10 protein-coding genes are annotated in these 12386 nt (G+C 59.2%); 7 read left to right on the forward strand and 3 right to left on the reverse strand.

Annotated features, from left to right (window positions below; translation table 11 throughout):
- Positions 1-99: 99 nt before the first annotated feature.
- The gene (locus I6F09_RS22830; protein ID WP_036035698.1) at positions 100-735 is read left to right on the forward strand and encodes a response regulator transcription factor; all 636 of its coding nucleotides are present in this window, start codon (positions 100-102) and stop codon (positions 733-735) included.
- 395 nt (positions 736-1130) lie between these two features.
- Here the strand turns inward: I6F09_RS22830 and I6F09_RS22835 are convergent, their stop codons facing one another.
- Complete coding sequence (locus I6F09_RS22835) at positions 1131-1484, reverse strand: hypothetical protein (protein ID WP_225144766.1); 354 nt, start codon at positions 1482-1484, stop codon at positions 1131-1133.
- A 5-nt stretch (positions 1485-1489) separates the two neighbouring features.
- On the reverse strand, positions 1490-1981 hold the full coding sequence (gene umuD / locus I6F09_RS22840) for a translesion error-prone DNA polymerase V autoproteolytic subunit (protein WP_225144767.1): 492 nt from the start codon (positions 1979-1981) through the stop codon (positions 1490-1492).
- A 296-nt stretch (positions 1982-2277) separates the two neighbouring features.
- Between umuD and I6F09_RS37410 the strand changes: the two genes are divergently transcribed.
- Positions 2278-3279 carry an ATP-binding protein gene (locus I6F09_RS37410; RefSeq protein WP_225144768.1) on the forward strand — a complete coding sequence of 334 codons (1002 nt, stop codon included), beginning with the start codon at positions 2278-2280 and terminating at the stop codon, positions 3277-3279.
- Between the two features lie 3 nt (positions 3280-3282).
- On the forward strand, positions 3283-5781 hold the full coding sequence (locus I6F09_RS22850) for a S8 family peptidase (protein ID WP_225144769.1): 2499 nt from the start codon (positions 3283-3285) through the stop codon (positions 5779-5781).
- Positions 5782-5945: 164 nt separating this feature from the next.
- Here the strand turns inward: I6F09_RS22850 and I6F09_RS22855 are convergent, their stop codons facing one another.
- Complete coding sequence (locus tag I6F09_RS22855; protein ID WP_225172675.1) at positions 5946-6959, reverse strand: hypothetical protein; 1014 nt, start codon at positions 6957-6959, stop codon at positions 5946-5948.
- A 203-nt stretch (positions 6960-7162) separates the two neighbouring features.
- Here I6F09_RS22855 and I6F09_RS22860 point away from each other — a divergent pair, with 203 nt between their 5' ends.
- From I6F09_RS22860 to I6F09_RS22875, 4 genes are all read left to right on the forward strand, one after another.
- A complete protein-coding gene (locus I6F09_RS22860; protein ID WP_225144771.1) occupies positions 7163-7861 on the forward strand; it encodes a hypothetical protein in 699 nt (232 codons plus the stop codon).
- Between the two features lie 732 nt (positions 7862-8593).
- The gene (locus tag I6F09_RS22865) at positions 8594-9094 is read left to right on the forward strand and encodes a hypothetical protein (protein ID WP_225189103.1); all 501 of its coding nucleotides are present in this window, start codon (positions 8594-8596) and stop codon (positions 9092-9094) included.
- Between the two features lie 36 nt (positions 9095-9130).
- Positions 9131-10372 (forward strand): hypothetical protein, encoded by a 1242-nt coding sequence (locus tag I6F09_RS22870; RefSeq protein ID WP_225189104.1) that lies wholly within the window; start codon positions 9131-9133, stop codon positions 10370-10372.
- Positions 10255-11844, forward strand: a complete 1590-nt coding sequence (locus I6F09_RS22875; RefSeq protein ID WP_225144774.1) for a hypothetical protein — start codon at positions 10255-10257, stop codon at positions 11842-11844. Before I6F09_RS22870 ends, I6F09_RS22875 begins: the two co-directional genes overlap by 118 nt.
- Positions 11845-12386: the final 542 nt, after the last annotated feature.

The raw sequence follows: 12386 nt of genomic DNA on the forward strand, positions 1-12386 counted from the left end.
AATCGTTCTTGTGGGACGCCGTATGATCGTTCGACCTGACGGCCGATGACCGCTCTAGTCCACCTGGCTTGGCCGAGGGTAGGCAAACGGGAACGACCCGTGAAACGCATCTTGATTGCGGACGACCATGAAATCGTGCGTTCCGGACTTCGTGCGATTGTTGAAACGCGGTCCAACTGGATCGTGAGCGGCGAGGCGACCAATGGTGAGCAGGCGGTCACGCTTGCGCTGGAAACCAGGCCAGACATCGTGATCGTCGATTATTCCATGCCGATCATCAACGGCCTGGAGGTCAGCCGCCGCCTCAGAGCGCTTCACGTTCAAACCGAGGTGCTTATCCTCACGATGCATGAAAGCGAGGAGTTGCTGACAGAGGCCATTCTGGCCGGAATCCGCGGCTTCCTGTTCAAGTCCGACGCTCGCAACCATCTCATTTCCGCGGTCGAAGCGCTGCTCGACGGCAGACCCTACTTCACGAGTGTTCTGCTGGAGAAGCTGCTCCGCGACTACCAGGCGAACAAGCAGAACCGGGCCGACATGCTGCTGACCTCGCGCGAGGAGAGCGTGGTCCAGCTGATCGCAGAGGGGCACACCAACAGGTCGATAAGCGCGATCCTGAATCTGAGCGTCAAGACGGTCGAGACCCACCGCGCCTCGGCCATGCGCAAGCTCAGGATGTCCTCCACCGCCGAGCTGGTTCGGTATGCTGTCCGCAAGCGGCTGGTTTCACCTTGAACGAGCGGGGAGCGCCTTCGGCTGCTTGCGAAAGATCGAGAGTGCACCGTCGAGTGAACGGACGCGAGAAATACCTTCGCATGCTTACTTTGATGTGTGGCGTTGGCTTGCCGAGCCGAAGCTTGCCGCGCCAGTCCGTCTTTGCTTCCGCTGCGCTCCGGCTACGACACCGCGCTTGCCCCTCGTTCTCCGCTTGGCTGCGCCACGCGTAGCCCGAAGGGCGAAGCGTGGTGGGCCCGGCAGGACTCGAACCTGCAACCAGACCGTTATGAGCGGCCGAATATTGGTTGCCTTGGTTGATTTTGCTGCGTTTCCGTTTGATTTCGATCGCGTTTGTGGTGGTTCGTTCAGGTTGTTTCTGGTGCGAAACTGGTGCGGTGGCTGCATCGTAAGCCCTACCGGACGATCAGCCAAGATTGTACCGAAGAGATATCGGGGTGCCGCGGTTCGTCATCGATCCGGCCATGCTCATCCCGCAGTTCCTCGATCTCAACCAGGCATGCTTCCCCCAGTCGCGATTGCGCGTCATTCGCCAATGCAAGCCCGAATAACTTCCGACGAAGGTCGGCGAGCGATAGGGTGAACTGTTCATAGGCGTTCGCGCTCCAGCCTTCGACTGGGCGTCGCCCAAGCGCGGCGTTGCTCAGCACGTTCGCAAGCTCGCAGTCGCCACGAAGCTGCGGCTGGAATACGCTCTCACACGACGCGTAGAAGTTATTGCAATCGACAAGGGCGACGGGCGCAGGCATGTGGTCTAGAGCATACGGATTGATTTTGAAACGACACCCCAGATCTCAAATGTCATCTTCTCGGTAACCTGGATGTCCTTGTAAGCTGGATTTTCTGCTTGAAGCCAAACCCGCCCACTGCGGCGGCGATAGCGCTTAAGTGTGAACTCACCGTCCACCAGCGCAAGAATGATGTTGCGGTCTACAGGCGAGCGTGAGCGGTCCACGATGGCGATGTCGTCGGGGAAAATTCCAGCGCCGATCATGCTGTCGCCCGCGATGCGAACGGCGAATGTCGCTGCCGGGTTCTGGATGAACAACTCGTTAAAATCGAGGGCGCGGTCCAAGTAGTCGTCGGCCGGCGATGGAAAGCCTGCCGGGACTTTCGCGCCCACGAGGGGGACGCTGCGCGCCACGCGGACCTGTACATCGAGAAATTCGTTGATGTCGCCAGCGCGAACGGGACGGCGCGCGAAGCGCTTTGCCAACTCGGCAATGGGTACCGGCAGGCGAACCACGACGGTCGGTTCACCTGCTGGTCTTCCCGGTCCTCTGCATTGATTTTTCATAGCGTCACCACCGAATTTCTGTTACAAATATTCGACGCTTGGCCCGTTGTTGTAAAGCCTGATCTTTCTGGGGAAATCCCGAGAGGCTGGCGGGCCGAGCCGCCGTTTGGTTTGTGCGCCGCGTCAACCTGCCTGTAACGAGCGTTGTCTTAGAGATATGCGGGGACAGATCCGTGCGGGTTCCATAAACCCGTTCGTCTGCAACCGGCGCCGGTGTAAGATTTTGACGTACGGAAAGGCCTGCTGTGTCCAACGCTAAACAAATTCTGGCAATGCTCAGAAGCCGCGCCGAGGGTGATGAAGACGCTTTCTTCTCAATCGCCCTTCAGGTGGCGGCTGCGGAAGCGCGCCAAGGTCGCCGGGACACAGCGCAGGAAATGCGTGACGAAATAAACAAGGCCCGAGCACGTTTTTCGCGTGGCGCATCCGTACCAATCGCCTTCTCAGCGCCGCGCGGTAGTCTCGAAGGTCTCCTTGAGATGCGCGAGGCGCGCTACAAGCTTAAGGATGTAGTGCTCGATCCACGGCTGCTCGCGCGTTTCGAGGACATACTACGCCAGCAGCGTAAGCGCGACTGGTTGCGAGAGCACGGAAAGATTCCCAACAGGCGCATTCTCTTTATTGGGCCTCCGGGCTCCGGAAAGACAATGTCAGCGGAAGCAGTGGCGGGGGAGCTTCATTTGCCGCTGTTCATCATCAAGCTCGAAGCCATGATCACCCGGTATATGGGTGAGACAGCGGCGAAGCTGCGTTTGATCTTTGACGAAACGGCGAAGCGCCGTGGCGTCTACCTGTTCGATGAGTTCGATGCCGTTGGCGGCCACCGCACGGCGACCAATGACGTTGCAGAGATGCGACGGGTGCTGAATTCCTTTCTTCAATTCATGGAAGAACCCAATTCGACCGACAGTGTGATTATCTGCTCCACCAATCATCCGAAGCTGCTCGATAGCGCGCTGTTGCGCCGCTACGATCAGGTGCTGGAATTCGACACACCGTCAGCGGATCAAGTCAAACGGCTTATCAACGCCAATGTCGGGCCGATGAAGATTGTTCGCCCGGCATGGTCCGAGATTGTGCATGTCGCGGAGGGGCTGAGCCAATCCGAGATTGTGCGAGCCGCGGATGATGCCGTGAAAACAGCAATTCTCGATGAGCGCAGACAATTGACTAGCAAAGATATAATTGAGCGTCTGCAAGAGCGGCATGCGATGCGGACGGCATTTCTTCATGCGGAAAGCTCCTGATGAATGCCTGGACGGTTTACGCTCCCTCACATTGACATCACTGCGCGTTCCACCTCGCAACGGTACAAAGGGGATTCATCCAATATTCAGGGCACCCCGCGCGACCGCATAGAGCACGGCAGGCGCGTACAGAATGAATTGCGGGTGGCGCTCCAGGCGGCGGAGCGCCTGCGGCCGCAGGACCCGCGCTTGCCTCAGGCCACCGGGCTGTATCTGGAAGTCGAACTGGATCGGGGGAAGAAGCCGGATATTCTCGACTCATCCACCCAAGGGGTGCGGATGGGCGCTTCCAAGGTCGATGCCGCCAACCGTCGTACCATCTCACTCTATGTCCCTGACCATGCTCGGCCTGCGTTCGAGCAAATACTCGATGAGTATTTGAATGGCGAACTGACGCCCATAGGCCAGAAGCCGAAAAACAAGACAAAGGTCGAGGCGATTGAATCCATCCGCGTCGCTCATATCGGCACACGATGGACTGATCCCAAACCGATCCCGGCGGATACCCAGGCCATGATGTGGTGGGCGTTGTGGTGTCATGCCGACAGCGTCGACAGCGTTCTAGATCTTTGTGCCCGGTTGAATGTGCGCGTCGCGGATGAAGAACGGCGCATGAAATTTCCGGAAGTCACCGTAGTACCGGTGCTCGCGAACCGCGTGACCATCGAGCTGATGATGTTCGCAAGCGAAGGCGTTGCCGAGCTGCGTTTGGCCAATGATACCCCAACGTTCTTCATCGACGATATCGAAGGCGAAGAGCACGACTGGGTGGATGGGCTTGCCGAGCGTATTACATGGCCGGGAGCTGAAGCTCCGGCGGTATGCATACTCGATGCGGGTATCAATCGCGGTCATTCGCTTATCGAGCCTGCACTCACGCCGCAGGATATGCATGCGCTGAAGCCTGACGAATGGGGCGTGGACGATCACGATGATGATGGTCACGGCACGGCTATGGCAGGATTGGCATTACACGGCGATTTAACGGCGGCGCTGTCAGACAGGTCTGAGAAGGTTCTGACCCACCGGCTAGAGTCAGTAAAGGTTCTGCCACCGGATGGATTCGACCCCAACGAACCGCAAAGCTACGGCGTATTTACGCAAGCCGCCATTGTGCTCCCGGAAATCGAGGTTCCGGAACGCCAGCGCGTCTATTGCATGGCGGTGACGAACGACAACATCTCCGGTGCGTTCGCGTCCCTGTGGAGCGCGGCCATCGACCAAGCCGCCGTTGGGCGGATGATTGCCGACGATGACAATGCGGAAGATGATGCCCAGCGTCCCAAGCGCCTTGTCATCGTATCAGCGGGAAATGTTCCCGCCGATACCGACTTCCTAGCGCTCCGTTCGCAAGACGAATACCCGATTGAGGATCCGGCACAGGCTTGGAACGCGCTCACAGTCGGCGGGTACACTGATCTCGTTAACATCACCGATGACGGCTACACTGACTGGTCGCCTGCGGTGCAGGCAGGAGAACTCAGCCCGCACTCCCGCAACAGCACGCGTTGGCAACACGGGATCGCGCCAATCAAGCCAGAAATCTTGATGGAAGGCGGTAATCGCGCGGTCAACCCGGCGCGTACAGAGATTTTGACAGTCGACTCGTTGTCTCTCCTGACAACCGGTAAGGATGTCGGCAACGCGCCTCTCGTAGCCTTTGACGCGACGAGTGCCGCCACGGCCCAAGCGGGACGCTTGGCCGCGCAGCTTATAGCTGATCATCCGGACTGCTGGCCGGAAACCATTCGCGCCTTGATGGTCCACAGCGCTGAATGGACCGCCCCGATGCGGGAGCTTATCGACCGCACGCCAGCAAAGCGCGATCGCTATGCGTTGGTCCGCCGTTTTGGCTATGGCGTCGCCAGCTATGACCGCGCGACGGCCTGCGCTCGAAATCACTTGGCGATGGTCGCTCAGGCGGAAATTCAGCCGTATCAGTTCGAAGGTGGTCGGGAGTTCAACCAGTGCCACTATTATCGTCTGCCGATACCGGCTGCGATGCTTGAAGAACTGGACAACGAACCGGTCGAGCTGAAGGTTACGTTGTCATATTTCATCGATCCGAACCCCGGATTGTCTGCCAATGTGGACCCGCAGCGCTATCAGTCGCACGGTTTGCGGTTCGACCTGCAACGGCGCAACGAGTCATTTGGCCGGTTCAAATTGCGAGTTAATGCAGCGGAGCGTCCCAAAGGGGGCGGAAAATTGAGGCATGAAGGTTCGGACCCAAGATGGATCTTGGGAGACGATAGCATTTCAGCAGGGTCCTTACATTGTGATGTGTGGACTGGACGGGCTGTGGATTTGCTCCAGCGCGAATGGCTTTGCATCAAGCCCGTGAACGGCTGGTGCCGCAAGCGGTCAAACCGGACCATATGTAACCGTATGACGAGGTATGGGCTGGTCGTCACGCTCAAGACGGCCAATGTCGATCTCGACATCTACACGCCAGTCGATCTCGCGGTCAGAACGCCAATTGAAATCGAAAATCCGCTTTAACGCGTGGTTCGTCGGCAGGACGCCCGGTCGTACTCCAGCGGCGATACGCTGGCCCGAACCCTCGCTGCATCCACTATTGCTGAGTCGCCGGCATCTTTCAAATGGACCGTTGGCAGTATTCCCGACCGCAGAAATGGCTCCGCTCCTCTGCGCCCATTGGCGGACTAGCGCCCCCGCGCGTCCTGGGCCGCGTCTTCCTGCTGCTGAACCCAGCCACAGAAGGTCTCATGAGCGTCGTCTACCGCCTCGGTCAGATATGACATCTCGCCACGCAAATCTGTGAACTTACCGACGGCCGAGAGCGCATCAGCACAGCTTGCGATGGCCTTGGCCTTGGTCCGCCATTTGGCGAAGGGCCGCGAACGATAACGGGGCTTCCAGTCCGGCATGAGCTTTGCGGCAAGCTCCCGCAACGCGGGATGGCCGAACGGAACAAAATCATCCTCCCTGTTAGCCTGGCGCATCCGCTCACGCACGATGACCTGGAAGTCCATGTCGTGTTGAAGCTGCCGGAACGTATCATCCGGATCGTTCTTTCGATCGAGACCGAGCTTGATGCTTTCAAACATGGCTTCCAATCGATCGACAGCGGCCATGCTGTGTTGGCTGAGCGCCGCCGGAAGCGCCGGTGCATCCGTTGGGACATGGTCGATAAGCTCTTTCGCAACATGCCCCGTATCGAAGCCGGGGAAGCGGAGCCCCTTGGCCGCCTCGGGGAAATACTGATGAAGTGAAGCGGCGATGACCAAGTTTTTGGGCCAACCGAGGGTCCTGTTGTCAAGCCGGACCAACAAGTCGCAGGTTAACTGGAAATAGGCCGTAGCCAAGGCGCGTATGATATCATCATTCTCCAAGCCCACATGATACAGCGTGTTGCGATGGTTGTGCAGTTCGCCAATGAAATGCCGCTCCTCAGCCGACAGGTCAGAGGCTTTTTCGAGAAACTTGATCTTCTCCGCAAAATAATGCCCAAGGATGGATCGGCGCTTTGCGGCACTCAATGTTGGAGCGCCACGTCTCTGATCTGCCCGCACGAGATGCTCGCATCGCCGATGGATGATTAGCTCAGCTGCGTTATCAATGAGAATGAGCGCAATACGTGCGTTCAGCGGATGATCGACCGCAATCTCCGTCACTGCGCGATCAAGCTGTTCGACGATCAGTGTTGCAAAGCGCATTGTCTCAACTAATCCCTCGCCCGTTCCCAGGCCCTCACTATAAAGCAGCCACACCTCGCTTGCGCCGAGCGATATGTTCCAACCACAAGCAGGCAATGTCGGATTTTTCCCCGAAAGAGCCGCGCCTCCGACCGCATTTCGCCAGCTATTGCAATCACCTATGCTTGCATCCGGCTACTCCCTCAACTCGGGCAATCGAGCTCATGCACAAGCCGCGCTTCACCGATCCTCTTGGTTCAGCCCTCCCAGCCCTTGAACAAAACATCCTGAAATACCGGGCCATACAGATGCTGCTCGTCATGTTCTATGCCGAGGAGTTGAAGCGGGAAATTCTAGACCGCATCCAGGCCACCGACGGATGGCTGGTGAAGGGACAGGCCGAGCGTGTCCCGAAAGGCATCAAGAACCCGGTCGACAAGGCGCCGAACGCCCTTATTGCCGATGGCGAAATCAAGCCTAGCGAGAAGAAAGAAATCGTTGAACTCATCGATTACCGCAACATGGTCGCGCATCAAATGCACAACATGCTGGGCGACCTCAGTCCGACACGATATACGCGCGACCTCGCCCTGTTCGGGTCAAACGCTCCGAAATATAACTATGAGGCCGTCAAGCGGCTGCAGCATTATCACAAGCTCTTCGATGAGATGTACCGGACGCACCACTACATCATGACAGTGAATTTCAACTCCATGCTGTTCCGTGCGGCCGAAAAGACATTTCTCACGGAGATCAAGCGGCTCGACGGCAAGATTAAGCGGCAGCTCAGGAAGCGGAACGCCGCCATGAAGAAGATCAATGCGGAGATGTCTCTAACGGGGACCGGCCTTGAAGACGAATATGCTCCCGGTCATCCCCGCAACCATCAAGACGACGAAACGCCTCGCCAAGCGCGGCGCTGAAATCTGCTATCGGCTCTTTGATCTTGGAAAGTCCGAGATGGCCGTTGCGCATCTGATGCGGATTTCCCTGCTGGCCGTGAAGAAGCGGAAGAAAACGTGGGTGAAGCTCGGTGGGAAAAGACGCGGGAAGGTGGATATCGATACGCTTCCCGGGCGAAAATACGCACGGCGGCGGGCTGGGTGAAACGAGTTTGACGGCTCCTTGGCCCCCTCATGCGAAACACCATTTCCTTTTTCGTGCTCCTTGGCCAAAAGGTGAGCCCGGCGCTTGACTCGCTCGATCGCCTCATCGGCACCAACATGAAACGGCTCCGTCAGGAGGCGGCTTGAGAGACCATAAACGACGGCGAGACGACGTTTATCGCATGAGTTAGCGCTGCTGCCTTCGCCTTGGAAATGCGAACAATAAGGTGTCGCTCGCCGGAGGCACTCGCGCGAGGGGCCCGCCGTCATTCCATTCCAGCGTCGCTATCACTGCCCATAGCGCGGGTGCCTTGTTAATCGGTCTCGTGACTGCACTCGGTCCCGGGTCACGCCGTCCCGGCGGCGCTATGCTGCCCCTCCTGCGGGTGCCTTCTTTTTTAAGCCGGCCAAGAGGCCGGCCTGTCGCTGGCCTCGATGGACATCGCTGCCATTCTGCTAGATATGGGCGGCGCGTCGCTTGAGTCAGGTTGCATCACCACCTGACTGCCGACAAGAGTGATGTTCAGGACGACGGAAAGGGTGAACGGCTTGAGTGAGATGAAATCATCGATCGACGCATCTTCGGGTGTCGATTTCCATGAATGGTATGGGAAAAATGGGCTCGCCCGGGGAGCCGGCGACATGTTCGTGGTGGCCGGCGGGAATCCGTCCACTCGCATCGCGGAGATTTTGGCCATCCTCGCATCTTCGTACACTGAGGACGGCCAGCCTGTCTTTTCCGAGATCATCGTCGTTCAGCCGCCTGGAAGCGCCGGCCCTGACGAGCGGAAGAGTGCCTTGTTTCACCATCTTGGCGAGGCGGTGGTTCGATCCCGGGGCACGGCGCTGGAGACCTCAGAACTCGACGTCCTGTCGCGCCGCATCAACATCGCCGTCTCGCCAGACCTTCAGGTAGCGTCCGTTTGTTCGATCGTTGAAGCTGCCAAGCAGCATGCCGCTGTCGTTGTAGATCAGGGAGCTCTTTATCGCGGCGTGGAGCCTGGCCCTTATGGAGCCCGGCCCGTTCTTGGAATGGTCGAAGATTCCTAGGTCCCGCATTTTGCGGCGTTGTGCGAGGGGGCCGTCTTGGCTGCAAGAGCCTCGACGAGCTACGTTGCCGTTGATGCGAACAAGGACTGGCCGCTCAAGGAGGCGAACCAGGAGCGGCTTCTTGCGATTGACGGAATGGCTGTGCTCGCCGGTGGCGATCCGGACGCCCCGGATGCAATCCTCGCGCAGCATCTGGCAAAATGGTCCACAGCGATCGCGCGCGGCGTCATGGGACCGATCCTCGCCGAGATCGATACGCTTCCAAGCTCGCTGGACGGAATAAAACCCCTTCTCAAAGTGCAGATGATGCACAAGGCGGGCCTGCAGCCCATGGTGGAGCAAGCGCTTCGAGCCGAACTGGGATTGATCGAAAATCTTGCGCCCGTGCCTGCCCTGCAGGTGGCCGAAATGGCCGCGGAAGCCGGTGCGACGGACATCGCCCGCAACTTGGTGCAGAAGATCGCCTTCGATCGATTGCCGCTGGAGTCCATCGAAGCTGCGCTGACGCTCTCTAAACGCATTGGCGAGCCGAGGACGATCCAAAAATGCGAGGAAATTCTTCAGGAGAGACACCCGACCTCCCTGGCGCTCATGCACCATCGTGGCGACGCGATGCTCGAGGCCGGCGAATTCATTCAGCTGGCCCGGCTCCTGGCAACTTCGCCAGTTGAGGACGACCGCCGGATGGCGGGCTTCTACGAAACGTTGGCCGCAGGCCTCGCCTCTTCCGAATTGGACTATCAGGTCCTGACAAGAGCGGTGATCGCTGCTCATCCGCGGCAGACGGTCCGTGCCAGGGTATTCATTGCGAGGGAGGCCATTCGTGCGCAACGCTATGCTGACGCGCTTTCGGTCATAACGGAGGATGCGGAGACCGATGTGACGGCGAGCATGGTCACTGCCATGCTCACGGCACTGGAGGGAGCTGTTCTTGGAGGTGACAAGGCAGCCGACATCGAGCCTCAGCTTTTGCAAGCCGCTGTCTTGCTTGGCCTTCGATACCTCACAAGCCATCCTGCGGACGCCCGGGTGCGTGTGCGTCTGGTCGATGCGCTATCAGCCGAGTCGATGGGATTGTTCGGGATAGCTCTCCTGGTCGATACGGCCTTGAAGCTCGCCAGCGCGCCCCTTGCCCTGCGCGAGATCGAAGCGCTCGATGCATGGACGACGGCGCCGCCTGCGGACGACTCGCTGCCTTTTTGCTGGTGGCGTTGCCTTGGCTTCAGTCCGCGAGCCCCGTGTTTGTCGGCCGGATCGACATCCCCAAGGAGCTTTTGACGCAAGACGCGGACAAGCTCGTCGCTGGCATACGGAAGCTGTTGGAGCATTACGAACCGCTCGACACGCCCGCCGATATCGAGAACGTCAGAAACATCCTTGCGATAGGCATGGCAGTCGCTCGACATGGTTCAGTGCCGGATGCGGATTTGTCGCTGGTGCGCGTGCTGGCGGTACGATTGGCCTTGGCGAGCCGTTTCCAGGCGGCCCGGGATTACGCGGAACATGCGCTTCAGGTCGCAGGCGAGTCCAAAGCGCGTTCGCGTCTCGCCTGGCTCTGTTATGGCGACGTCTACCAGCGGACCGGCAATACAATCGACGGCATGGTCGGCGCCCTTTGCTGCCTCGCAGCGGACAACAGCGCTATGCCGGATCAGGTCTTCTACGAAAGCGTGTTGCTCTATCGGCTCATGCGCGATCTTCGCATGATTGATGCCGGACTGTCATTTCTTGATGCGGCGCGGAAGGCTCTTCAAAGCTTCGGTGCACGTGATCAATACGTTCACCGGATTCAGACACTTGAATTGCAGGCCCGGTTTATCCAGGCCCGCCAGGATCCCGCGCACGCGCGCGAACGGCTGGAAGCGCTGATCCCCGACTTCATCCAGAACGCCCCCACGGTACTGACGCAGGGAGATGAGCCTGCTCCTGCCGCCGCGAGCATGGCGGAAGCTCTCCGGGCAGCCGAACTTGCGGGCGTCACGCCGCCTCCCGAGGCGATCGAAGCCTTCGAACGTCTTCTCGACGAAGCACATGCGCCTCTGCGAGGGATCATCGCGGCCAGCCGGCTGCCACACCCAACCGCGGCACAGGTCCTCGAAGTCCTGAAGCAGATAGAACAAGCGAGAGATGCGAACGACGTCGGCTACGATGTCCGGCAAATCTCCGTGCTCGCGCGGCAGTTGCTCGGTAGCGCGGAAGCGCAAACGAATTTAGATATTGCCGCTTTCGCCATCGACATCCTGGCGGACCACGCGATCCCATCGCTTGGCGTGGCGCCCGATCAGGGCTGGATACCTCCGACCATCGAGTCCTCCGGCGAACGTGCCGTCGAATTGTCGCGATCGATGCGACTGCCTGTCGTATTGATGGGGGTCGATGCCGAAGGACACCTCGTTCGCTGTGTCGCCGAGAACGGAAAGCTCGGTCCAACTTTGAAGGAAAGCGCTGAGGTGTTCTCGGAGGAGCGCCTCAGGCGCTGGTCGAGGGAGTTTCCTTTTCGGTATGGCGTTGACGAAGATGCGCTCAACCTGTTTCACACCAGCACCGAAGGCCTCGGTGTCGAAGCGCTACCCCCGCGCGCGATCCTGGTGACGGCCGCGAACATTCAGCATTGGCCGCCAAACCTCATACGTCTCGGGGGCGGGTTTGCGGGCCAAACGTGCAAGCTAGCCGCAGCTCCCTCGCTTGCCTGGCTGAGTGCGGCGAGACATCGTAAATCGACCGATCGGCGGGCCGAAGGAGGCTTCTGATGAAGGTGGACAGACACTTCAAACCGTCGTGGATCGTGTGTCCGAGCCGCTCGCCGCTCATGGCGTAAGCCTCGACACGGCCTCGGTCGTGCCGTCCAATCTTGAAGGAGCCGAATTGGTCATTGTCACCGCCCACGGCGGATTGGTGCCCGGCAACCGGTATTTTCAAGTGGTCCGAGACGATGCCGAGCTAAGGATGGCGGGGGCAGACCTTGGCTCCGCGTTGAAAAACGTCGGTGTTGCCGTTCTATTCATATGCAGCGGTGGCAGGCTCGATCCGCATCCCATGGCCAACACGACGCTAGGTCTCGCGCGGCAAGCCCTCGGCAAGGGGTGCACGACCGTCATCGCCTCACCGTGGCCGATCGATTCCCGAATCCGTCCTACTGGCTCCCAACCTTCCCGCCGGTGATCGATGCTGCGTTCGATGCCAATGCTCGCGTCCGGGACGCGTTCAGCTCGGAGCTTCGTGATTGAATGGCCATGAGCGTGTACGGCGATCCTCTGCGCACAAGGGAGCAGTGACAGTCGGGCGATCGAAC

The sequence above is a fragment of the Bradyrhizobium sp. IC3195 genome (assembly GCF_020193585.1).
In the GTDB taxonomy this organism is placed as follows: Bacteria; Pseudomonadota; Alphaproteobacteria; order Rhizobiales; family Xanthobacteraceae; genus Bradyrhizobium; species Bradyrhizobium yuanmingense.

Bases quoted from the DNA above. Each gene is read 5' to 3' on its own strand.
- I6F09_RS22860 (WP_225144771.1), top strand. From the start codon at position 7,163: ATGCACAAGCCGCGCTTCACCGATCCTCTTGGTTCAGCCCTCCCAGCC.
- I6F09_RS22835 (WP_225144766.1), bottom strand. From the start codon at position 1,484: ATGCCTGCGCCCGTCGCCCTTGTCGATTGCAATAACTTCTACGCGTCG.
- I6F09_RS22875 (WP_225144774.1), top strand. From the start codon at position 10,255: ATGGACGACGGCGCCGCCTGCGGACGACTCGCTGCCTTTTTGCTGGTG.
- I6F09_RS22855 (WP_225172675.1), bottom strand. From the start codon at position 6,959: ATGCGCTTTGCAACACTGATCGTCGAACAGCTTGATCGCGCAGTGACG.
- I6F09_RS22850 (WP_225144769.1), top strand. From the start codon at position 3,283: ATGCCTGGACGGTTTACGCTCCCTCACATTGACATCACTGCGCGTTCC.